Source organism: Pseudonocardia kongjuensis (assembly GCF_039526905.1).
GTDB classification, from domain to species: Bacteria; Actinomycetota; Actinomycetes; order Mycobacteriales; family Pseudonocardiaceae; genus Pseudonocardia; species Pseudonocardia kongjuensis.
Map to the genome: position 1 here is coordinate 220,784 of NZ_BAAAJK010000010.1, position 20,918 is coordinate 241,701.

Consider the following 20,918-nt stretch of genomic DNA (forward strand, 5'->3'; position numbering starts at 1 on the left):
GGCGGGTGACACGAGTAGAGGGCAGAGCGGACGGACGGGCGGACGACGAGCTGCGCCCCGTGACGATCACCCGGGGCTTCCAGAAGCACCCGGCCGGATCGGTGCTGGTGGAGTTCGGTGACACGAAGGTGCTGTGCGCGGCCAGCGTGACCGAGGGCGTGCCGCGGTGGCGGAAGGGATCCGGCCTCGGCTGGGTCACCGCCGAGTACGCGATGCTGCCCTCGTCGACCGACACCCGGTCGTCGCGGGAGTCGGTGAAGGGCCGCGTCGGCGGCCGCACGCACGAGATCTCCCGGCTGGTCGGCCGGTCCCTGCGTGCCTGCATCGACCTGCGCGCGCTCGGCGAGAACACGATCGCGATCGACTGCGACGTGCTGCAGGCCGACGGCGGCACCCGCACCGCCGCGATCACCGGCGCCTACGTGGCGCTCTGCGACGCCGTCACCTGGCTCGGCGAGCACGGCAAGCTGTCCGACCCGAAGCCGATCTCCTGCCAGGTCGCGGCCGTGTCGGTGGGCGTCGTCGACGGCCGGGTCCGGCTCGACCTGCCCTACTCCGAGGACTCGCGGGCCGAGGTCGACACGAACGTCGTCGCCACCGAGACCGGCACGCTGATCGAGGTCCAGGGCACCGGCGAGGGCGCCACCTTCGCCCGCAAGACCCTGGACGCGATGCTCGACTCGGCGCTCGCCGGGATCGAGCAGCTCGCCCGGCTGCAGGTCGAGGTGCTCGCCGAGCCGCACCCGAAGCTGGCGGCGGAGCGGGCGGCCTCCGCGGAGCAGGCCGCGGGCGGGGACGGCGCCGAGTGACCCGCGTCCTGCTCGCGACCCGCAACGCGAAGAAGCTCGTCGAGCTGCGCCGGATCGTCGCCGCGGCCGGGCTGGACGGCATCGAGATCCTCGGCCTCGCCGACGTCGACGAGTTCCCGGAGGCCCCCGAGACCGGCGCGACGTTCGCCGAGAACGCGCTCGCGAAGGCCCGCGACGCCGCCCTCGCCACCGGCCTGCCCGCGATCGCCGACGACTCCGGGATCACCGTCGACGCGCTCAACGGGATGCCGGGGATCTTCTCCGCCCGCTGGGCCGGGAAGCACGGCGACGACGAGGCCAACCTGCGGCTGCTGCTCGCCCAGACCGAGGACGTGCCGGACGAGCGGCGCGGGGCGGCGTTCGTCTGCGCCGCCGCACTGGTCACCCCGGGCGGTGCGGTCGCGCCGGTCACCCCGGGCGGTGCCGCCGCGCCGGTCACCCCGGACGGTGTGGTCGCGCCGGTCACCCCGGACGGTGCCGCCGCGCCGGTCACCCCGGACGGTGCCGGCGCCCCGGGCCGGATCGTCGTGCACGGCACCTGGCGGGGGACCCTGCTGCGGGCCCCGCGCGGGGAGAACGGGTTCGGCTACGACCCGATCTTCGCCCCGGAGGGGGACCGCCGCTCCTCGGCGGAGCTGTCCGCGCAGGAGAAGGACGCCGCGTCGCACCGGGGACTGGCCCTGCGCGCGCTGGTCCCGCACCTGCGGGCCGCGACCTGAGCCGCGGCTCCACCCCTTCTGCCGGGGGCGGGGCGGCCCGCTCACTCCGGGGGCGGCTCCGCCAGCACCCGCTGGGCGATCTTGAACGCCGAATTGGCGGCCGGGACGCCGCAGTAGATCGCGGTCTGCAGCAGGATCTCGACGATCTCGGCGTCGGTGAGCCCGTTGCGCCGGGCGGCGCGCAGGTGCATCTCCAGCTCCGCCCAGTGCCCGTGCGCGATCAGCGCGGTCAGCGTCACCGCGGAGCGCATCCGCCGCTCCAGGCCCGGCCGGGTCCAGATCTCGTTCCACGCGTAGCGGGTGATCAGCTGCTGGAACTCCGCGGTCGTCCCGTCGGTGTTCGCCAGCGCGGCCGCGACGTAGTCGGCGCCGAGCACCTCGCGGCGCACGGCGAGGCCGTCGGGGTCCAGCTCGGAGGGGTCGATCCCGTCGTTCGCAGTGCTCATGATCCCAGCTTCTCACGGTGCGATGACCGGTACGTCCCGTAACGCGAGGCGTGACGCCGGTCGCGCCGACCGTCTGAGTACCGTTCCTCCCGTGCGGTGGTGGCGTCCCCTTCTCGGTTGTCTCGGGCTGGTGCTCGTGGTCAGCCTCGTGGTGATGGTGGCGCGCGCCTACGGGCTGTCCGTGGTGCCGCAGTTCGGCGAGGTGCGCCGGGTCGTCGAGGCGGCCGGCCCCTGGGGGCCGGTGGTGTTCGTGCTGCTCCAGGTGCTGCTCAACGTGCCGCCGTTCCCGCGCACGGTCTTCACCGTGTCCGCGGGCGTGCTGTTCGGCGCGGTCGTCGGCACCGCGCTCGCCATCGTCGCGACGGCGCTGGCCGCGGTCGTCGCGTTCGCGCTGGTCCGGCTCACCGGCGGCGGGATCATCGGGCGCTGGGCCGAGCACCCGCGCGCGCTGTGGGTCCGGCAGCGGCTGGACCACCACGGCACCCTCGCCGTCACCTCGATGCGGCTCATCCCGATGGTGCCGTTCGCGGTGATGAACTACCTGAGCGGGCTGTCGGCGGTGCGGTTCTGGCCGTACCTGGTCGGGACCGTGATCGGGTCCACGCCCAGCACCGTGGCGATCGTCACGCTCGGCGACGCGGTCACCGGGCACGTGCGGCCGTCGCTGCTGCTGGTCTCCGCGCTGTGCGGGGTGGTGGGCCTGGCCGGGGTGGTCCTGGCGGCCCGCCGGCCGATCCCGGAGGAGCCCGCGGGCTGAGTGCCGGCGACGGGAGTCGAACCCGCACTGTCGGCCACCTAAAGACCGTGCCTCTGCCGTTGGGCTACGCCGGCTTCTTCTTCTTCTTCTTCTTCCGTGCACACCACGTGTCGGTGAGCGCGTGGCAGTTCGGGCACAGGATACGGAGGTTCTCCAGCCGGTTGTCGGTGTGGTCGCCGTTGATGTGATCGAGGTGCAGCGGTAGCGGACGACCGCGCCACTCTGCCACCCCGCAGTGCTCGCACCGGGCCGCCTTGAGACCGGCCGAGATCAGCCGGCGGCGCAGATGGCCCGTGCTGCGGTGCGGCGAGTTCCGGACGAGGATCTCCTCGAGCGGCCGTGCCGTCCGCGTCCGCACCGGGCGGCCCTTGGCCCAGCTCCGGCCACGGAAGTGGCTGGTGTCCAGCCCGAGCCGCCGGATGTGCCCGACGACCAGCCGGTGCGTGCCGCCGCTGGGCTGGTAGCCGAGCCCGCGCAGCACCGCCGCGACCGTCTCCGAGCTGAGAACCAGCTCGGCGAGCTGCTCGTCGGTCCACTGATGCCTGCGGCGGGCGGACGCGGCCCCCGGGATGTGCCCGGCATCGGCCCCGACCCGCACGATGTGCGCCCGCAGCCGGTCGTAGCGGCCCGGCCGGATGCCGAGCAGTCGGCACACCTCGCTCAGCCTGCTCGAGGCCGCCACCGCGGCGACGAGCTGCGCGTCGGTCCACCGGCGGGCGCGCGGCATCACGCACCGCCGCGTCCACCGTCGCCCGCGCGGCGGACCGCGGGCATGTCAGACCTTCCAGTCCTTGCGGAGCTTGGCGACGTGGCCGGTGGCCCGGACGTTGTACTTCGCGTCCTCGATCGTGCCGTCCTCGCCGACCAGGAACGTCGAGCGGATCACGCCGGTCACCGTCTTGCCGTACATGGTCTTCTCACCGAACGCGCCCCACGCGGTGAGCACCTCCCGGTCCGGGTCGGACAGCAGCGGGAAGGTGAGCCCCTCCGCGTCCCGGAACTTCGCGAGCTTCGCCGGCTTGTCGGGGGAGATGCCGATGACGTCGATCCCGGCGCCGTCGAGGTCGGCGAGGTTGTCCCGGAAGTCGCAGGCCTCCTTGGTGCAGCCGGGGGTGCTCGCGGCCGGGTAGAAGTAGACGATCACCTTCCGGCCCCGGTGGTCGGAGAGCGAGACGGGCTTGCCGTCGGCGTCGTCGAGGGTGAAGTCGGGGGCGGGGTCGCCCGCCTGCAGCCGGGTACTCATGACGCCAGCCTGCCACCCGGTGGTCGCGGCGCCACGGCGAGTGTGCAGGCTGTGGACAACTCGTTCGTCCAGTGCCGGTTGTGGACCGACGCGGCCCGTCGCGAGCGGGTGCCGGGCACGGTGGCTACGGTGTGGGCCACGCCGCCCGTGCCGAGCCCGACGATCCGGCTCCGGTGCGGTGGCGAGCAGCAGGAGAGTCCCGGGCGCGCACTGTGCGCACCGGCCGAGTCGGAGGAGACGTGGTGGCCCGCGACCCCGAGAACATCCAGCGCGAGATCGAGAAGACCAGGGACGCGCTGGCCGACAGCCTGGACGCGCTGGCGGACCGGGCGAACCCGAAGAACCTGATCGAGGGCGGCCGGGAGCGGATCGCCGAGAAGCTGGCCGACCCGAAGATCAAGTACACGCTGATCGCGGTGGGCACGCTGGTCGGGCTGGCGGTGATCCGGTCGATCCTGCGCTGAGCGGGCCCGCCCGGCTCAGGTGAGGGTGTCCCGGAACTCCAGGGTGGCCGCCCGGTCCGCACCCGCGGCGAGCGGCTTGCGGTAGCGGGCGATCCGCCGGGCCGCCCCGAACCCGACGACGGCGACCAGCTCGTCCCCGCGCAGGTAGCCGACCGTGGTGCCCTTGACGTCGCCGCCGTCGAGGCCGTCGCCGTGCAGCGGCAGCAGCGCGTCGGCGAGGTCCGGCCGCCCGATCAGCTGGATCTTCAGCCCGAACTGGTCGGACCAGAAGTAGGGCACGGTCGGCGGCGGGGGCTCGGCCCCGGTGATGTCCCGGGCGACCACCGCGGCCTGGTCGGCGGCCGACGTCCAGTGCTCGTGCCGGGCGCGACCACCGAACCGGGGATCGGTCCAGGCGGCGGCGTCGCCGACCGCCCAGACGCCCGGCAGCCCGTCGACCCGGCCGTGCTCGTCGCACGGGATGCCGCCGGTCAGGTCCAGCCCGGTCGGCTCCAGCCAGCCCAGGTCGAGCCGGCCACCGATCCCGACGACGATCTCGTCGGCGGTCAGCACGGAACCGTCGGACAGGGTCGCACCGGTGTCGGTCAGCGACGTCACCGTCACCCCGCAGCGCAGGTCGGCGCCCGCCTCGGAGACGAGCCGTGCGGCGAGCGCACCCACCTCGGTCCCGAGCACCCTGGCCATCGGCACCGGGCCGGTCTCCAGCACGGTCACCGCCAGCCCGCGGTCCAGCGCGGTGCTCGCCACCTCGGCGCCGATGAACCCGGCGCCGACGACCAGCAGCGACGACGCCCGGGTGAGCGCGTCGCGCAGCGCGTCGGACTCCTCGACGCTGCGCAGCACGTGCGCGGACGGCGGCTGGCCGTCGAGGGTGCGCGGTGCGACGCCGACGGCGAGCACGATGGCGTCGGCGTGCAGGGTGCTGCCGTCGTCGAGCTCGATCTCGCCGGGACGCAGCGCGACCGCGGCGCGCCCCAGGTGGGTCCGCACGCCCAGCTCGGCGAGTCCCTCGGCGGCGATCAGGTCGATCCGCGCCCGGTCCCACTCACCGGCCAGGTACTGCTTGGACAGCGGCGGCCGGTCGTAGGGCAGGTGCTCCTCGGCACCGACCAGGCTGATCCGGCCGTCGAACCCGGTCCGGCGCAGGCCCTCCACGGTGCGCAGCCCGGCCAGGCCCGCTCCGACGACCAGTACGTGCTCCGGTCCACTCACCGTGCCCCCTCACGATCGGTGCCGGCACCACTGCCGGCCGTTCCGGATGATCCTCGCCTCCCCGGGCACGGTTCGTGCGGGGGCATTCGTCACAGCAGGGTCGATCACAGCAGGGTCGATCACAGCAGGGTCGATCACAGCAGGGCCGGCGCTCACAGTGTCCGGTCGTCCGGATCGAGCCGGTTCCGCAGCCGGCTGAGGGTCTGCGACAGCAGCCGGGAGACGTGCATCTGGGAGATGCCGACCTCGTCCGCGATCTGGGTCTGGGTCCGGTTCCCGAAGAACCGCAGCATCACGATGGTGCGTTCGCGCGGCGCCAGCTCGGCGAGCAGCGGGCGCAGCGACTCCCGGTAGTCCACCCGGTCGAGCTCGGCGTCGGCGTCGCCGACCAGCTCGCCGACGGTGGCGCTGCCGTCCTCGGAGGACAGCATCTCGTCGAGCGAGGAGCTGCGGTACGCCTCGGCGGCCTCCAGGCCCTGCAGGACCTCGCTGACCGGCAGATCGAGGTGCTCGGCCAGCTCGGACGGCCGCGGGGCGCGGCCGAGCCGCTGGGACAGCTCGGAGACCGCCCCGTTGATCGAGACGTGCATGTCCTTGAGCCGCCGCGGCACCCGCATCGACCAGCTCTGGTCGCGGAAGTGCCTGCGCACCTCGCCGGAGATGGTGGGCACGGCGAACGAGAAGAACTCGCCGCCCTTGCCGGGATCGAACCGGTCGATCGCGTTGATCAGGCCGACGGTCGCGACCTGGACCAGGTCGTCGAGCGGCTCGCCGCGGTGGTTGAACCGGCGCGCGATGTGCTGGGCGACCGGCAGGTAGCCGGTGACCAGCCGGTCCCGCAGGCGCTCGCGGCGCGGGTCGTCGGCGTCCAGGCTCGCGTACTGCTCGAGGAGCGGGGTGAGGTGCGCGTACTCGGGGTCCGCCGTCACAGCCCGGGCCCGGCGAGTTTGTGCAACCGGATGGTGAGGGCCGGGCGGCCCCCGTCCTCCTCACCGGTCTCGATCGCGACCTGGTCGGCGAGTGTCTGCAGCACCCGCCAGCCGAAGCTGTCGGTGGGGAGCTCGGTGGCGCCGCCGGTGACGACCTGTGCGGAGACGTCGATCCGCTCGCCGTGCACGTCGAAGGTGCACCGCAGGGAGGAGCCGGGCGCGGCGAGCCCGACCAGGGTCGCGCACGCCTCGTCGACCGCCATGCGGAGATCGGAGATGGCGTCGAGATCGAAGTCGGCGCGGGCCGCGAGGTCGGATGCGACGGCGCGCACCGTCGGGATCAGCGCAGGCCGGGCGGCCGTCCGGATCTCGACCGTCGGCGCGGTGCCCTGGTCGGCGGGAACGCTCGGGGAGTCCTCCTGGGCCACGCTGGGACGTCCTTTCATCGGCTCGCTGTGCATCGGATCGGTGTGCATCGGGCTCGGTGTGCGTCGGCTCGGTGTCCGTGGACGGGGTGCATGATGGCGCGCCGCGGCGCCGCGTGCAGGGCGGGGGACGGCGGTCACGGCCCGGGGATGCCGGACCGGTCCGGGACGACGGTGAACAGCTGCGCGGAGCCGGTGACCTCGAGCGGGCGGAGCACCGCCCGGCTGGTCGCCACCACGAACAGCCTGCGGTCGTCGCGGGCGGCCTGCCGGGCGGTGTGGATGAGCGCGCCGAGGCCGCTGGAGGCGAGGAAGGTGACCCCTTCCAGATCGATCGCGATCTGCCGGTCGCCGCGGTCGAGGAGGTCGTCGAGCGCGGCACCGAGATGCGGTGCGGTGAGCGTGTCGATCTCACCGGCCACGCTCAGCACGGTGAGGCCGCTGCGGGGCGCGGAGAACGACAGCTCGAGGCCGCCGGGGACGCATCCGGGACTGCCTGCCGGCTCGCCGTCGTCCCTGGACGGCTGTGCCGAGATCGATCCGGGCAGGGGGATCACCTCCAGTCGGTCGCGGTGCGGCATCGACTCGTCGGGGCGCCCCCGCCGTGTTCTCGACGGGGCCTTGCGGACACGGTCACGACCGCCCCCGAGGGGGCGGCTCCGGCGACGATACCGGCCGGTCCCGGCAGGCCGTGCCGGGCGCCTGGCTCTAGGCTCGGCGGGGTGAACCGGTACCCCGACCCCGGCCCGGTCGCCGCCGGCCCGCCGCCCGAGCAGGCCGTCGACCGGGCTGTCGACCAGGCCGTCGCGCTGTCGACCGGGCTCCTCGGCGACCGGTCCGCGACGCCGCCGATGCCGCACGTGCGCGGGGACACCAGGGTCGCCGTGCTGATGATCGACATCAGTGCGCGGCGGGTCGTCTACGCCAACACCACCGCCCTGGAGCTGCCCGGGAACGAGCTGGCGCTGCCGGTCGGCGTCCGGGAGTGGGCCGATGCGGTGCGGCTGACCGACCCGGACGGGCGTCCGCATCCGGCCGGGGACTCCCCGCTGGACCGGATCGCGGCGGGTGAGCAGGTGCCGGGGGAGCCGGTCGCGCTGCACGGCCCGGGTGCCGTGCCCGACCGCGACGGTGCCCCGGTGGACGGCGGCGACGGTGCGACCGCCGCGACCAGCCTGGTCTGGATGACCGGGTTCGCACTGGCCGATCCGGCGACCGGGGCCACCGACACCTACGACGGCGCGCGCAGCCGGGCGCTGGTCGTGCTGCTCCCGCTGGCCGGGCCGGGGGACCTCGACCGGGACCGGATGGAGTTCCTGCGGGACCGCGCCGTGCTCGCCACCGAGATGTCGTTCACCATCTCCGATCCGCAGCGCGAGGACGATCCGCTCGCCTGGGTCAACCCGTCGTTCGAGCGGCTGACCGGGTACCCGCTGGACGAGGTCGTCGGCCGCAACTGCCGGTTCCTGCAGGGGCCGAACACCGACCGCGCCGCGGTGGCCCGGATCTCCCGCGCGCTGCGCGAGCGGCGCCCGATCACCGAGGTGCTGCTGAACTACCGCCGCGACGGCACGGCGTTCTGGAACCAGATCTCGGTGTCGCCGGTGCTGGACGGCGAGGGCAGGCTGGTCAACTTCGTCGGGGTGCAGAGCGACGTCACCGAGCGGGTGATCGTCGAGCAGGAACGCCGGGCCGCGCTCGCCGAGGCCGAGGAGGCCCGCGCCCAGCTCCGCCTGCTCGCCGAGGCCACCACGCAGATGACCTCGGCGTTCGACGTCGGCGACGTCTGTTCCCGGTTCGCCCGGATCGCGGTGCCCGAGGTGGCCGACCTGTGCACGGTGGACCTGCTCGACGCGCCGGACGGCGACAGCCGCCGCCGGCTCGGCGTGGCCGCCCGGGACGTCGCCGACGAGGGCCTGCTGGTGCGCTCCGGGCCGCTGGGCACGACCCTGCTCGAGGAGCCGGCCGCGGCCGCGGTCCGGGCCGGCCGGCCCTACCTGATCGGCGAGCTGCCCGAGCACGGCGGCGACGCCCACCCGGACGACCCGGTGGCGGCCGAGGAGTACGAGCGGCTGCGGCTGCGCAGCGCGATGGTCGTGCCGATGCTCGGCCGCGGACGGGTGCTGGGGCTGGTCACCTTCCACACCCAGTTCCCGTACGGCCGCCGCTACACCCACCGCGACCTGCACCTGGCCTCCGACCTGGCCGGCCGGGCCGGGCTGGCGCTGGACAACGCCCGGCTCTACGAGGTGGAGCGGGCCGCTGCCGCGACCCTGCAGCACAGCCTGCTGCCGGCGCTGCCGGAGGTGCCCGGCCTGCACGTCGCGGCGCGGTACGTGGTCGGCGCGGACGGCAACCAGGTCGGCGGTGACTGGTACGACGTGCTGCCGCTGCCGGACGGCTCGGTGGGCGCCGCCGTCGGCGACGTCGTCGGGCACGATCTGGCCGCCGCGGCGGCGATGGGTCAGCTGCGCGGTGTGCTGCGCTCCTACGCCTGGGGCGGTGACCGGCCGGGCTCGGTGCTGGACCGGTGCGACCAGCTCGTGCAGGGCCTGGACATCGCCGCGATGGCCACCGCGGTGTACGCCCGGCTGGGCCCGGCGGGCCCGGACGGCTCCCGGGAGCTCACCTACGCCAACGCCGGGCATCCGGCGCCGCTGCTGGTCGAGCCGGGCGGGGAGCTCGTCCGGCTGGACGCGCACCACTCACCGATGCTGGGCGCGGTGCCCGAGTTCGGTCACGCCTCCGGGCCGAACCGGGACGAGGCGACGCTCACCTGCGCGGCCGGCTCGCTGCTGGTCTTCTACACCGACGGCCTGACCGACGTCGTCGGCGAGGACGCCGACCACCGGGCCGAGCTGCTGGAGCGGACGGTCGCCGAGCTCGGCCGGGACGCCACGCCGGAGACCGTGGTGGAGCGGGTGCTGGAGACCTGCCGTCCCGACCGGCTGGACGACGACATCGCGCTGCTGGCGATCCGGCTCGACGGCTGCGGCTGACCCGGACGGCCGACCGGCGGTCACGGAGCGCTGAGCACCGCCCGCCGGACGTGTGAGACCGTTCGACCGTCCGGCCGCCGATCACTACCGGTGGCCGTCCGCGGTCACTTTGCGATCGTATGACGCAGTGCGGTGCGGGAGGGTCGCGATCGTCGGCCATCCGCTCGCGGCGCGCGCGCATCCACTCGTCCGGACGGGGGTGTGCCCGGTGCGCCGCAGCGCCCCGTCCGCGGTCTAGTGTCCGGCGAGGGAGCAGCGGGCGGATCCGGAAGGCGCGTGATCGTCGTGGGGCAGGACGTGGCCCGGCCGCGCAGGCTGGTGGCCGTGGCGCTCACCGAGGCCGAGTCCGCCCGGGCCGGCGGCACCCTGGCCGAGCTGTCGGGCAGCGCGGGGGAGACCGACCTGCTGGTGGTGCGGACCGACCCGGCCGGCGGGCAGCGGCTGGTCGAGCCGGCCGACGCCGAGGACTATCCGGGCGACGGCGAGTCGGCCGAGCCGGAGCCGATCACGATGCCGGTCACCCGGGTGCCGTCCGGGAAGGTGCGGCTGCACCGGCTCGGGCTGCGCTGGACCCTGCAGGACGGCGACGAGGAGGATCTCGTCGCCGCGCTGTCCGAGCTGGTCGGCTTCGATCCCGACGAGGACACGTTCTGCGTGGCGCCGGCCGCCACCGGTGCGGTGGCCGATCCGGAGATCGAGGTGGTCCGGCGGGCCGTCCGCCGGGTGGCGCGGGTGTACGGGCTGCCGGTGCTGCCCTACCGGCCGCTGGGCTGGGCCGGGCCGGTGCACGACGACGCCCGCGCGGCCCCCGCGGTGCCCGGGGACTGACCGCCGGGCGGTCGCGGTGCCCGGGGACTGACCGCCGGGCGGTCGCTGTGCCCGGGGACTGACCGCCGGGCGGTCGCTGTGCGGCTGCCGTGCGCGAGGGCTCGGAACGGTGCGCAGGCTCCCGGCCGCGGGACGTGTGCGGTCCGCGAGAGCAGGCCGGTGCGCGCCGGACGGACTCCGGCCGTGGGACGTCTGCGGTGCCCGGGGGAAGGACGGTGCGCGCCGCGCGGGACCCGGCCGGGTGGCGTGTCGCGGTGCCCGGGCTCGCGGTACCCGCTCAGCCCGCGGCGGCGACCAGGCCCGGCGCGTCCGCGGTACGGGCGCTGTCCCGGCGCTCGAGGACCGCGCGCCGCTCGGACTCGCCCAGGCCGCCCCAGACGCCGAACGGCTCCCGGCTCGCCAGCGCGAACCGGCGGCACTCCTGGATCACCGGGCAGCTGCGGCAGACCTGCTTGGCCTGCTCGGTGCGCCGGGACCGCGACGGGTTGCGCTCCCCGTCGGGATGGAAGAAGACCGCGCTGTCCATCCCGCGGCACGCTCCGAGGCGCTGCCACTGCCACTCGTCGTCCATCGGACCGGGAAGCCGGGAAATGTCGCTCACGTGCTCACCTCGTCGTTCGGCACCCGGGGGGCGGCTGCTGTTGCCACCCGGTTCCCTACGGCGCCCCGCGGCAAACGTGCCCGACCCGGGGGTCGGCTTCACGAGAGGGTGTTGCCGACCTTCCGGTCGCGGTGGTGCCATCCGGTTCGGGACCATCGGCCCTGCTCACGGCCCGGTCACCGGACACGGGCACGGCCGCCGGTTGCCTGACGACGACAAAATATGACCTACGTCACACTCCTCAGGAGTTCAGTGCCGCGGGCACGTCGTCGTGGATGTCGAACAGGTGATGCAGCCCGGCGATCCCGATCGGCCGCAGCACCCGTCGTTCGGTGCACGCGATCCGCAGCTCGACCCCGGTCCGGTGGGCCTGCTCGCGCAGCTCGATCAGCGCGGCGAGCCCACTGGTGCCGAGGAACCGCACGCCGTCGAGGGCCAGCACGACCAGCTCGACCGACGGGATCCGGTCGGCGACCGCCGCCCGCAGCTCCGGGGCGGTCAGCATGTCCAGCTCCCCGCTCACGGTGACCACGACGACCCCCTCGGCGGGGGTCGCGGTGCCGATCTCCAGGCCGTCCGCGGGATCGACGTCCGCGGAATCGACGTCCGCGGGATCGACGTCCTCGGGACCGTCGGCCGGCGGCGTCGCGTCGGTCCGGGTCGTCCCACCGGGTGCGCCGTCGGTGTCACCGGGGCCTGGGCGGCGGGGGTCGGTCATTGGCACGACGGTAGGCACCCGGGTGCGGGCGCGCCACTCGGGGGGACTGCGCCGTTCGGGGCTGCCGCGGGCAACGATCGGCCCAGCCGCACCGGGCGCCGCCGGGGTCGCCGTTGGGGTCGCCGTCGGTGCGTGCGGCGGCCCCGGCGCCCCGGCCGTTCAGTCCTCCGGATCCGGTAGCCGGACCTCCGGTCGGACGCCTCCCGGCTCGTCCGCGGGCAGCGCCCCGGCGGGCACCCGCTCGCCGGACGCGTCGGCGTGGTCCGCCCCGCTGGACACCCGGTGACCGGACGCGTCGGCCTGGCCCGCCCCGCCGAGCACCCGGTGACCGGACGCGTCGGCCTGGCCCGCCCCGGCGGGCACCCGGTGAGCGGACGCATCTGCCTGGCCCGCCCCGGCGGGCACCCGGTGACCGGACGCGTCGGCCGCGCCGGTGCCGGCGGATCCGCCCGCGGGGGCGCGGTCCCCGGCCCCCTCGGCCGGGTCGCCGGCGCCGCCGTCGGGCCCCTCCGGCTGCTCCGGTCCGCTCCCCGGTGCCCGCTGCGCGGGCAGCGAGACCACGGGCAGCTCCCCGGTGTCCGGCCCGGTGTCCCCGGCCGGTCCGGTCGCCGACGCCGGATCGCGCAGGGCGTGCGCGGGCGCCGGGCGGGGCCGCGGGGACGCGGTGCCCGGCACGACCGGGACCGGGCCGGTGTCCGCGGGCTGCGCACCCGCTGGCCGCGGCGCGGCGTCCCGCGGGCGGTCCAGCGGCGGCGGCCCGTCGAGCTTGCCGATCTCCGCCCCGAGCAGGGCGTGCACCCGGGCCAGCTCGGCGCGCACGCTGCTGCGCAGCCCGTTGACGTGGGCGTGCATCGACGCCGCCGTGTCGGCGACGAGCTCGCTGTCCCGGCGCGCGGTCGCCCCCGCGGCGCGGGCCCGCTCGACCTCGGCCCGGGCGTCGCCGGTGATCCGCACCGCCTCGGCACGGGCCTCGGCGGCGATCCGCGCGGCCTCGGTGCGAGCCTGCTCGCGCAGCGCCTCGGTCTCGGCGCGGGCGTGCTCGCGGAGCGCCTCGGCCTCGGTCCCGGCCTCCCGGCGGCGCTGGTCCGCCTCGTGCTGGGCCATCCGGAGCACCTTGTCGGCGCGCATCCCGAACGTCTCCGGCGGCGCGGCGCGGACCCGCTCCAGCTCCGCCGCGAGCGCCTCGGCCCGCTGCTCGGCCTCGGCGCGGGCGATCTCGGCCTCGGCCAGCGCGCGCTCGGTGGCGGCCAGCCGGACCCACAGCTCGTCCGGCGCGGGAACGGGGCCGGCGCTGTCGGCGCCGTCGCCACCGCGGGTCAGCACTGCGTCGTCACCGCGCGGCAGCCCGCCGGTCCCGGAGCCGGTGGTGGACCGGGTCCGCTCGTCGTCGCGCACGTCGTCGGCCTCGGTGTCCGGGCCGCCACCCACACCGCGCCCGGCCGCCGGGGTCCCGGCCGCACCGGCGCTGCCGCCCGGACCGGTGCTGCCGGCGGTGCTGTCCGTGCCGTCCGGACCGGCGCTGCCATCGAGGCGGTCGAGGCCGACCGGGCCGGCGGTGCCCTCGAGGCCGTCCGGACCGTCCGGGTCGGCGGTGCCGTTGCGGCCGTCCCGCCCGGCCGTGCCGCTCACGCCGTCCCGGCCGCCGCTCAGGCCGTCCCGCCCGGCCGTGCCGCTCACGCTGTCCCGGCTGCCGCTCAGGCCGTCCCGGCCGGCTGTGCCGCTCAGGCCGTCCCGGCTGCCGCTCACGCCGTCCCGCCCGGCCGTGCCGCTCACGCCGGCCGTGCCGCCGTCCATACCGTCCACGCTGCCGCCGGTCCCTTCCGATGCGGCCCCGGAGTGCCTGCGCCCGAGGAACTCGCTCCACCGGTCCGCCGTGCCGCCCGGGCGCCGCTCGCCGCGCATCCTGCTCACGCTGTCCTCACGGTGCGTCAGTCTCGGTGTCCGGACCGTTGCCGCGCAGCCCCCGTTCGGCGGACGGAGCCGGTCCGGCGGCCGACGGCGGGTGACGCTGTCCGGCAGGCCGACCGGCGATTCCGGACGCCGTCCGCCGGTCCGGACGACGATCCCGGCGGCCGGCCGGGGTCGCCTAGGCTCGGCCCGGTGCAGCCCGTCGACCGATCCTGTGCCCGTACCCGCGCCTGGGTGGACGAGGCGATGCGCCGGGTCCAGGCCGACGCGAACCGGTCCGCCGACACCCACCTGCACGTGCTGGACCTGCCCGCCGACTGGGGCGTGCACGTCTACCTGAAGGACGAGTCGGTGCACCCCACCGGCAGCCTCAAGCACCGGCTGGCGCGGTCGCTGTTCCTCTACGGGCTCGCGTCCGGCTGGATCACCGAGGGGACCACGGTGGTCGAGGCCAGCTCCGGGTCCACCGCGGTGTCCGAGGCGTACTTCGCGCGGCTGCTCGGGCTGCCGTTCGTGGCGGTGATGCCGCGCTCCACCAGCCCGGAGAAGGTCGCGCTGATCGAGCGCGAGGGCGGCCGCTGCCACTTCGTGGAGCACGGCGTGCAGGTCTACGCCGAGGCGGAGCGACTGGCGGCCGAGTCCGGCGGGCACTACCTGGACCAGTTCACCTACGCCGAGCGGGCCACCGACTGGCGCGGCAACAACAACATCGCCGAGGCGATGCTCGGCCAGCTCGCCGAGGAACCGCATCCGGTGCCGGAGTGGATCGTCGTCGGTGCCGGCACCGGCGGGACGTCGGCGACGATCGGCCGCTACCTGCGGTACCGGCGGCTGCCGACCCGGCTGGCCGTCGTCGATCCGGAGAACTCGGCGTTCCTGAACGGCTGGGCGCTCGGCGCCCCGGATCACGCGACCGGCCTGCCGTCCCGGATCGAGGGGATCGGGCGGCCGCGGATGGAACCCAGCTTCGTGCCGTCGGTGATCGACCGGATGTTCCCGGTGCCGGACGCCGCCAGCATCGCCGCCGCCCGGCACCTGCGCGAGCTCACCGGCCGCTGGGTGGGCGGCTCCACCGGCACCAACCTGTGGGGCGTCTACCAGCTGGTGGCCGAGATGGTGCGGGCCGGGCGGCGGGGCAGCGTCGTCACACTGATCTGCGACGGCGGCGAGCGGTACCGGCACAGCTACTTCGACGACGACTGGGTCGCCGCCCAGGGGCTGGATCTCGCCCCGTACACCGCGGCCATGGAGTCGTTCCTGGCCACCGGCCGCTGGGAGCCGCCCGCGGCCGGGTAGCGGCGTTCAGCCCGGCCCGAGCAGCGCCGCGGTCGCCAGCAGCCGCCGCTCCGATCCCGGCCGCCCGACCAGCTGCACGCAGGCCCGGCCCGCGCCGGGGCGCACCGGGGTGACCAGCGAGGGCAGCCCGGCGAGGTTCCACGTGGCCAGCCCGGTCGATCCGGCGCCGGCCGGTCCGGCGGTCGCGGGCAGCAGGGCGGCCTCGGCGCCGGACGCGTCCAGCCAGCCGATCATGCGCTGCCGCCAGGACGCGGGGGTGGCCGGTCGCAGCCCGCCGAGCCGGCGCACCCGGCGGCCCCGGCGCAGCGCGCTGCGGGCCGCCCGCGGCAGCTGCGCCGGATCGAGCTGCAGGTCCTCGACCCGGCGGGCCAGCCCGGCCTGCCTGCGCCGGGCGCCGTGCACCGGCAGCACGGCCCGGTACGGCGGGTCGGCGGCGACCAGGCCGATCCCGGCGGCGTCGAGCAGCCGGATCGCCCCGTGCACCCCGGCCGCGGCCGCCGGATCGGCGAACCGGGTCCGCCCGGTGCGCAGCGAGCAGGCGAGCGAGCCGACCGGCGGGTCCGGGTCGGGAGCCGGGCCGTGGCCGTCGCGGATGGTGGTGAGCGCGTCCAGCACGGTGCGCAGATCGGCCGGGCCTGCGGCGACCAGCGTGGTCTCGGCCAGCCCGGACCAGCGGCGTTCCTCACCGGGCGGCAGCGGGAGCACCCGCCGGCCGGGCTTGAGCGCGGCCAGGCCGTGGGCGGCCGCGGCGGCCCGCAGTGCGCCGTCGCCGTCGATCCCGATCCCGAGCGGCACGGTGCCGTCGGCGACCGCGGCCGCCGTCGCCCGGCCGCCGGGGGAGCCGTCCGGGCCGATCGCGAACGCCGCGGTGCGCGCCCGGCCGGCGATCAGCGCGCCCGCGGCACGCAGCAGGCGGACCGGCTCGTCGCCGCGCCCGGCGATCGAGATGCCCTCCTCCACCGCGACCGCGACACCGGCGAGCGGCAGCGCGAACCGGTCGGCGCGGCGGTCCACGGCGGTGGCCGCCGCCCGCAGCGGCTCGGCGTCGACGGTGAGCAGCGGGGGACCGGGATCGGCCCGGCCGAGCGCGCCGAGCAGTGCGTCGGCGATCCCGGCCGCGGTCCGGCGGCCGGCCCGGACGTCGTCGGCCGTCCGGCCGAGCACGCCGGATGGCGCCGGGTCGGTGCGCAGGCTCATGGTGCGGGCCCGGGTCACGCCGTCCGGAGCGCCTCCGGGACCCCGTCGGCGACGTCGAACAGGGACAGCAGGCTGGTCGCCTCCAGCGCGCGGGTCACGGCGTGCGAACCGCACACCAGCCGCAGCCTGCTGTCGGCGCCCTCGGCCTTCTCCTTGGCCTCGACGAGCGCGGCCAGCCCGGCCGATCCCAGGAACGTCACCTGGGACAGGTCCACGACGAGCAGGCTCGTGGCCGCGATCTGGTCGGTCAGCCGCTCGGTGAGTACGGGTGCGGTCATCGTGTCGATCTCGCCGTGCACGTGGACGACGACGGCGCCGCCCGCGTGCTCGACCACCTCGAAGCGGACGACCTCGCCGACGTCGGGGCCGTGCTCGTCCCCCACCCCGGTGGGCGTCTCACTGCTCATGTGCCTCGTGCTCCCTCGACAGTCGTCGCCGTCGGCGGGCCACCCGCGCTCCGCGGGGCCTCACCGTGAGTGACAACCGGCCGCCGTTGCTTGACGTGCCGTTGGTGCTGTTCAGGTCCCACCCTAGTCAGGACGGCCCTTCACCCTACGGCCGCGGTCGGGGGTCGCACAAACGTTCCGCGCGCCCGGGTGAGTGACGTTCCACCGGCTGCCGGACGGGATGCCAGGGTGGCGTCCATGAGCGCAGAGCAGGCCGCCCGGTTCGCCGTCCGGATCGGGGTACGGAGCTACGAGATGGACGTGAACGGGCACGTCAACCATGCCGTCTACCACCAGTACGCCGAGCACGCCCGGATGGAGCACTTCCGCGCGAGCGGGTTGTCCGAGCACGCACTGGCGGGCCACGGGCTGACCGTCGTCCTGTTGTCGACGACTGTTCACTTCCGCGCCGAGCTGCGCGCCGGGGAGACCGTCGACATCGACTCGGAGATCGCGTTCACCCGGCGGAAGCCGTTCACGATGAGTCACCGGATCCGGCGGGTCGTCGACGGCGCCGGGACCCCGGTGGACCAGCTCGCCGCCGAGGCGGAGTGCACGATGGGCGTGCTGGACCTCGGCACCCGGCGGCTGGTGGCCGATCCGTACGCCCGGTTGAGCGCGGTCGCCACGGACCCGGCGCTGCTGGGCCCCGCGCCGGACTGAGCCCGCGCCGGACTGAGCCCGGGCGGACCGCGCCGGACCGGGCCGGACCGGGCCGGGCTCAGGCCGGGATGACGGGCGGCTGCTCGGCGGCCGACTGCCCCGCGACGACGACCGACGGTGCCCGCCCGATCAGCGGCGGCACCGCACCGCCGGCCCGGCGCACCGCGCGCCGGGAGCGCAGGTAGGCGCGGGGGCCGGTGAGCAGGCCGCGGGTGCGGGTCTGGTCGGCGTCGGTCGGGATGGCGTCGCCCGCGCCGGCCTCGCGGGCCGAGATGTGCCGCAGCCGGGCCAGCGCGGCGGGCAGCCGGCGCAGCGCGACGGCGCGGCCCTGCGGGGACAGTGCGACCTTGGCCAGGAAGCTGCCCAGCCCGACGGCGTAGCCCTCCAGCTGGGCGCGCAGCGCGTCCTGGTCGGGGCGGTGGTGGTGCCACAGGTAGGCGCCGGGCGCGTAGCCCAGGACGTGCCCGGCCAGGATCATCCGGACCAGGAACTCGCAGTCCTCGCCGCCGTGGGTGGGGGTGCCGGGGCCCATCGCCTCGTCGAAGCCGCCGACCGAGCGGGCGGCCGCGGCGCGCACCGCGAGGTTCGCGCCGATGCCGAACAGGCCGGGCGCGAACGGGAAGATCGGCGAGTCGGCGGGCGGGTCGTCGAGGGAGAACCGGCGGGCGGTGAAGCCCTTGTTCCAGGCGAGTGCGACGTCGGCGGCGCGTTCCTCGGCGCTGCCCAGCCGGGCGGCCAGGACCGGGCCGGACACGCAGGCCAGCTCCGGGTCGGCGGCGAACGCGCCGGCCAGCCGGGACGCCCACGCCGGGTCGACCTCGGTGTCGTCGTCGGTGAAGGCGACGATGTCGGTGCGGGCCTCGGCCAGGCCGCGGTTGCGCCCGACCGATGCCCCGCGGCGGGGCTCGCGGACGTAGCGGACCCGCGGCGAGCCGGTCGCCCGGACGGCGTCCCGGGTGAGCTCGTCGTCCGGGTCGTTGTCGACCACGATCACCGACAGCGCCGGGTGGTCGGAGGCGAGCACCGCGGCCAGGCAGCGGGCCAGGGAGGCCGGGCGGTTGCGGGTCGCGATCACCACGGTGACCGGGTCCGCCGCGACCGGCGCCGGGGCGATCCGCTCCGGCGGGCCGAGGGTGATCAGGGCGGCCTCCAGGTCGGCGACCGTGGCGCGGCCGGCGCGCAGCGGCACCGTCACCTGGCCCTGCGGGGTGCCGCCGACGGTGACCAGCAGCCGGGCGGCGTGGAACCCGGGCCCGACCCGCAGGTCGCGCAGCGGCAGCAGCCGGTCGAGCTCGCCCACCCAGGTCGCGGCGTCCGCGGTCGCACAGTTCCCTGACATGCGACACAGTGTCGTCCACCGGCGCTGAGACCACACTGAGAGTGGCCGCCGCTGCACCGATCGGAACGCAGCGTCAGCACCGCCGGCCGGTTCACCGGTTCCGGTGCACACCGCGGTGTCCGTGCTGGTCCGGACCGCGGGCCGGTGATCACCCTCCGGTCAGAGGGGTTGCCCCGGGCCGTTCGGCGCGCCGACGAACGGCCCGGATCACGCGGGGACACGCCGTGCGCCCCGGCGGCTCGGCGTGTCCGGCGCCGGATCGCCGACCCGATCGGGTGATGCCGTCCGTGGATCACGCCGAGGTCGCCGTCGAGCTGCGGTGACGGTGGTCGCGCCGGCCCCGATCGAGTGAACCGGTGTTGTCCGTTTCGGTCGACTTCGGACGCTCCTGACCGGTTCGGCCGGCGATCCGGCGGCTGCGGCCGTTCGCCGGGCGTGCCCGGCGGCCCCCACGGGTAGGTTCGGATCATGGCCGAGTCCCGTCCCACCGCGTCCGTGCTGGTCACCGGCAGCGAACTGCTGACCGGCCTCGTCGCCGACGCGAACGGCCCCTTCGTCTCCCGCGCGCTGGGCGATCTCGGGTTCGAGGTGCGCCGGGTGCTGCTGGTCGGGGACCGGCCCGAGGACCTGCGGTCCGGCCTGGAGTTCGTCGCCGGGGACGATCTCGTCGTCACCACCGGCGGGCTCGGCCCGACCGCCGACGACCTGACCGCCGAGATCGTCGCCGAGTTCTGCGACGCCCCGATGGCGGTCGACACCGCGCTGCAGGAGCGGATCCACGCCAAGGTCGCCGGCTGGGTCGCCCGGACCGGCTGGGCCGGGCCCGCGCTCGACGACTCGATCGCCAAGCAGGCCCGGGTGCCGCGCGGCGCCGCCGTGCTGGAACCGGTCGGCACCGCACCCGGCCTGGCGGTCGCCCGCACCGGCGGGCCACTGGTCGTCGTCCTGCCGGGTCCGCCGCGCGAGCTCACCGGGATGTGGCCCGCCGCACTGGCCTCCCCGCCGGTCGCCGAGCTGCTCGCCCGCACCCCACGGGCGGAGCCGGTGCTGCTGCGCTTCGCCGGGCTGCCCGAGTCCGAGATCGCGGCGACCCTGCGCGAGATCGAGCGCGAGCTGGACACCTCCCGGGTGGAGGTCACGACCTGCCTGCGGCGTTCCGAGCTGGAGGTCGACCTGCACCCGCTGCCCGGCGCCGAGGACACCGCCCGCGAGCTGGCCGGCCGGATCGTGGACGCCCACCGGCACCGGCTGATCAGCGACGACGGGCGCAGCACCGACGAGCTGCTCGCCGGTGCGCTGCTGGACCGCGGCTGGACGGTGGCGACCGGCGAGTCGTGCACCGGCGGGCTGCTGGCCGGGCGGCTGATCGACCGCGCCGGCTCGTCGGCCTACGTCGCGGGCGGCGTGGTCGCCTACTCGAACGAGGCGAAGACCGCGCAGCTCGGCGTCGATCCGGAGCTGATCGCCGCGCACGGCGCGGTGTCACCGGAGGTCGCCCGGGCGCTGGCCGACGGCGCCCGGGAGCGGTTCGGCGCCGACGTCGGGATCGGGATCACCGGCGTCGCCGGGCCCGGCGGCGGGACCGAGGCCAAGCCGGTCGGCTACGTCTGCTTCTGCGTCACCACCGCCGACGGTCAGGTCCTCGCCCGCGACCCGCAGCTGCCCGGCGGGCGGGCCGACGTCCGGGAGCGGTCGGTGGACCTGGCCATGCACCTGCTGCTCCGGGTCACCGGGGTGACCGGGCCGGGCGCGCACCGCTAGACCGGTGGACGCACGCGTGCCCCGCCCGGAGCGGATCCGGACGGGGCACGTGGCAGCGCGGCGAGGCGGGTGTCAGCCCTTCGCGGCGGCGAGGCGCTCGGCGGCGTCCGCCCAGTTGACGACGTTCCACCAGGCCTTGACGTAGTCCGGCTTCACGT

Annotated in this window: 23 protein-coding genes and 1 tRNA gene; 9 read left to right on the forward strand and 15 right to left on the reverse strand. The window is 76.0% G+C overall.

The genetic code is table 11. The annotated features are described in order from the left end of the window. Nucleotides 1-5 precede the first annotated feature (5 nt). Both rph and ABD160_RS15085 read left to right on the forward strand, forming a co-directional pair. Nucleotides 6-809, forward strand: a complete 804-nt coding sequence (rph, locus tag ABD160_RS15080; RefSeq protein WP_344022752.1) for a ribonuclease PH — start codon at nt 6-8, stop codon at nt 807-809. Continuing rightward, on the forward strand, nt 806-1,528 hold the full coding sequence (locus ABD160_RS15085; protein ID WP_344022755.1) for a non-canonical purine NTP pyrophosphatase: 723 nt from the start codon (nt 806-808) through the stop codon (nt 1,526-1,528). Before rph ends, ABD160_RS15085 begins: the two co-directional genes overlap by 4 nt. 41 nt (nt 1,529-1,569) lie before the next feature. Here ABD160_RS15085 and ABD160_RS15090 read toward each other — a convergent pair whose 3' ends face one another. Beyond that, nucleotides 1,570-1,974: a carboxymuconolactone decarboxylase family protein gene (locus ABD160_RS15090; RefSeq protein ID WP_344022758.1), complete on the reverse strand. Its 405-nt coding sequence runs from the start codon at nt 1,972-1,974 to the stop codon at nt 1,570-1,572. Between the two features lie 91 nt (nt 1,975-2,065). Here ABD160_RS15090 and ABD160_RS15095 point away from each other — a divergent pair, with 91 nt between their 5' ends. Next, complete coding sequence (locus ABD160_RS15095) at nt 2,066-2,731, forward strand: TVP38/TMEM64 family protein (protein ID WP_344022760.1); 666 nt, start codon at nt 2,066-2,068, stop codon at nt 2,729-2,731. A 1-nt stretch (nt 2,732) separates the two neighbouring features. Here ABD160_RS15095 and ABD160_RS15100 read toward each other — a convergent pair. The 3 genes from ABD160_RS15100 to bcp all read right to left on the reverse strand — a co-directional run bounded on the left by ABD160_RS15100 (nt 2,733) and on the right by bcp (nt 3,974). Continuing rightward, nucleotides 2,733-2,805 (reverse strand) — tRNA-Leu (locus ABD160_RS15100). Then, on the reverse strand, nt 2,796-3,458 hold the full coding sequence (locus ABD160_RS15105; RefSeq protein WP_344022763.1) for an HNH endonuclease: 663 nt from the start codon (nt 3,456-3,458) through the stop codon (nt 2,796-2,798). The genes ABD160_RS15100 and ABD160_RS15105 overlap by 10 nt, the downstream gene beginning before the upstream one ends. Nucleotides 3,459-3,506: 48 nt before the next feature. Continuing rightward, nucleotides 3,507-3,974, reverse strand: coding sequence for a thioredoxin-dependent thiol peroxidase (gene bcp, locus ABD160_RS15110; RefSeq protein ID WP_344022765.1), 468 nt, complete (start codon nt 3,972-3,974; stop codon nt 3,507-3,509). 242 nt (nt 3,975-4,216) lie between these two features. Between bcp and ABD160_RS15115 the strand changes: the two genes are divergently transcribed. After that, nucleotides 4,217-4,438, forward strand: a complete 222-nt coding sequence (locus tag ABD160_RS15115; RefSeq protein ID WP_344022767.1) for a DUF3618 domain-containing protein — start codon at nt 4,217-4,219, stop codon at nt 4,436-4,438. Between the two features lie 15 nt (nt 4,439-4,453). Here the strand turns inward: ABD160_RS15115 and ABD160_RS15120 are convergent, their stop codons facing one another. The 4 genes from ABD160_RS15120 to ABD160_RS15135 all read right to left on the reverse strand — a co-directional run bounded on the left by ABD160_RS15120 (nt 4,454) and on the right by ABD160_RS15135 (nt 7,561). Next, nucleotides 4,454-5,650: an NAD(P)/FAD-dependent oxidoreductase gene (locus tag ABD160_RS15120; RefSeq protein ID WP_344022769.1), complete on the reverse strand. Its 1,197-nt coding sequence runs from the start codon at nt 5,648-5,650 to the stop codon at nt 4,454-4,456. A gap of 152 nt (nt 5,651-5,802) precedes the next feature. Beyond that, a complete protein-coding gene (locus tag ABD160_RS15125; protein ID WP_344022771.1) occupies nt 5,803-6,579 on the reverse strand; it encodes a SigB/SigF/SigG family RNA polymerase sigma factor in 777 nt (258 codons plus the stop codon). Further along, complete coding sequence (locus tag ABD160_RS15130) at nt 6,576-7,007, reverse strand: ATP-binding protein (protein ID WP_344022773.1); 432 nt, start codon at nt 7,005-7,007, stop codon at nt 6,576-6,578. The genes ABD160_RS15125 and ABD160_RS15130 overlap by 4 nt, the downstream gene beginning before the upstream one ends. A gap of 134 nt (nt 7,008-7,141) precedes the next feature. After that, nucleotides 7,142-7,561 carry an STAS domain-containing protein gene (locus tag ABD160_RS15135; protein WP_344022775.1) on the reverse strand — a complete coding sequence of 140 codons (420 nt, stop codon included), beginning with the start codon at nt 7,559-7,561 and terminating at the stop codon, nt 7,142-7,144. A 165-nt stretch (nt 7,562-7,726) separates the two neighbouring features. Between ABD160_RS15135 and ABD160_RS15140 the strand changes: the two genes are divergently transcribed. Continuing rightward, a complete protein-coding gene (locus tag ABD160_RS15140) occupies nt 7,727-10,003 on the forward strand; it encodes a SpoIIE family protein phosphatase (RefSeq protein WP_344022778.1) in 2,277 nt (758 codons plus the stop codon). A gap of 276 nt (nt 10,004-10,279) precedes the next feature. Beyond that, nucleotides 10,280-10,831, forward strand: a complete 552-nt coding sequence (locus ABD160_RS15145) for a hypothetical protein (RefSeq protein WP_344022781.1) — start codon at nt 10,280-10,282, stop codon at nt 10,829-10,831. Nucleotides 10,832-11,108: 277 nt separating this feature from the next. On the opposite strand, the gene ABD160_RS15150 is transcribed toward ABD160_RS15145, so the two are convergent. The 3 genes from ABD160_RS15150 to ABD160_RS15160 all read right to left on the reverse strand — a co-directional run bounded on the left by ABD160_RS15150 (nt 11,109) and on the right by ABD160_RS15160 (nt 14,061). After that, on the reverse strand, nt 11,109-11,432 hold the full coding sequence (locus tag ABD160_RS15150) for a WhiB family transcriptional regulator (RefSeq protein ID WP_344022784.1): 324 nt from the start codon (nt 11,430-11,432) through the stop codon (nt 11,109-11,111). A 241-nt stretch (nt 11,433-11,673) separates the two neighbouring features. After that, nucleotides 11,674-12,150: an STAS domain-containing protein gene (locus ABD160_RS15155; protein ID WP_344022787.1), complete on the reverse strand. Its 477-nt coding sequence runs from the start codon at nt 12,148-12,150 to the stop codon at nt 11,674-11,676. Between the two features lie 159 nt (nt 12,151-12,309). Further along, nucleotides 12,310-14,061 (reverse strand): hypothetical protein, encoded by a 1,752-nt coding sequence (locus ABD160_RS15160; RefSeq protein ID WP_344022790.1) that lies wholly within the window; start codon nt 14,059-14,061, stop codon nt 12,310-12,312. A 189-nt stretch (nt 14,062-14,250) separates the two neighbouring features. Between ABD160_RS15160 and cds1 the strand changes: the two genes are divergently transcribed. Continuing rightward, on the forward strand, nt 14,251-15,354 hold the full coding sequence (gene cds1 / locus ABD160_RS15165) for an L-cysteine desulfhydrase Cds1 (RefSeq protein ID WP_486362825.1): 1,104 nt from the start codon (nt 14,251-14,253) through the stop codon (nt 15,352-15,354). A gap of 6 nt (nt 15,355-15,360) precedes the next feature. On the opposite strand, the gene ABD160_RS15170 is transcribed toward cds1, so the two are convergent. Then, the gene (locus ABD160_RS15170) at nt 15,361-16,569 is read right to left on the reverse strand and encodes an amidase (RefSeq protein ID WP_344022792.1); all 1,209 of its coding nucleotides are present in this window, start codon (nt 16,567-16,569) and stop codon (nt 15,361-15,363) included. Beyond that, nucleotides 16,566-16,958: an STAS domain-containing protein gene (locus ABD160_RS15175; RefSeq protein WP_344022794.1), complete on the reverse strand. Its 393-nt coding sequence runs from the start codon at nt 16,956-16,958 to the stop codon at nt 16,566-16,568. The genes ABD160_RS15170 and ABD160_RS15175 overlap by 4 nt, the downstream gene beginning before the upstream one ends. A gap of 237 nt (nt 16,959-17,195) precedes the next feature. Between ABD160_RS15175 and ABD160_RS15180 the strand changes: the two genes are divergently transcribed. After that, nucleotides 17,196-17,660: an acyl-CoA thioesterase gene (locus ABD160_RS15180; protein ID WP_344022796.1), complete on the forward strand. Its 465-nt coding sequence runs from the start codon at nt 17,196-17,198 to the stop codon at nt 17,658-17,660. A gap of 58 nt (nt 17,661-17,718) precedes the next feature. Here the strand turns inward: ABD160_RS15180 and ABD160_RS15185 are convergent, their stop codons facing one another. Beyond that, on the reverse strand, nt 17,719-18,999 hold the full coding sequence (locus ABD160_RS15185; protein WP_344022798.1) for a glycosyltransferase family 2 protein: 1,281 nt from the start codon (nt 18,997-18,999) through the stop codon (nt 17,719-17,721). A gap of 468 nt (nt 19,000-19,467) precedes the next feature. On the opposite strand from ABD160_RS15185, the gene ABD160_RS15190 reads away from it, so the two are divergent. Continuing rightward, entirely contained in the window at nt 19,468-20,760 is a 1,293-nt protein-coding gene (locus ABD160_RS15190; protein ID WP_344022800.1) for a competence/damage-inducible protein A, read from the forward strand. A 72-nt stretch (nt 20,761-20,832) separates the two neighbouring features. Here the strand turns inward: ABD160_RS15190 and ABD160_RS15195 are convergent, their stop codons facing one another. Further along, entirely contained in the window at nt 20,833-20,916 is an 84-nt protein-coding gene (locus ABD160_RS15195) for a Fe-Mn family superoxide dismutase (RefSeq protein ID WP_344022826.1), read from the reverse strand. Nucleotides 20,917-20,918: the final 2 nt, after the last annotated feature.

Excerpts from the sequence above, each read along its gene's own strand:
- ABD160_RS15105 (WP_344022763.1), bottom strand. The coding sequence starts at position 3,458 with ATGCCGCGCGCCCGCCGGTGGACCGACGCGCAGCTCGTCGCCGCGGTG.
- ABD160_RS15180 (WP_344022796.1), top strand. The coding sequence starts at position 17,196 with ATGAGCGCAGAGCAGGCCGCCCGGTTCGCCGTCCGGATCGGGGTACGG.
- ABD160_RS15175 (WP_344022794.1), bottom strand. The coding sequence starts at position 16,958 with ATGAGCAGTGAGACGCCCACCGGGGTGGGGGACGAGCACGGCCCCGAC.
- bcp (WP_344022765.1), bottom strand. The coding sequence starts at position 3,974 with ATGAGTACCCGGCTGCAGGCGGGCGACCCCGCCCCCGACTTCACCCTC.
- ABD160_RS15185 (WP_344022798.1), bottom strand. The coding sequence starts at position 18,999 with ATGTCAGGGAACTGTGCGACCGCGGACGCCGCGACCTGGGTGGGCGAG.
- ABD160_RS15190 (WP_344022800.1), top strand. The coding sequence starts at position 19,468 with ATGGCCGAGTCCCGTCCCACCGCGTCCGTGCTGGTCACCGGCAGCGAA.
- ABD160_RS15090 (WP_344022758.1), bottom strand. The coding sequence starts at position 1,974 with ATGAGCACTGCGAACGACGGGATCGACCCCTCCGAGCTGGACCCCGAC.
- ABD160_RS15155 (WP_344022787.1), bottom strand. The coding sequence starts at position 12,150 with ATGACCGACCCCCGCCGCCCAGGCCCCGGTGACACCGACGGCGCACCC.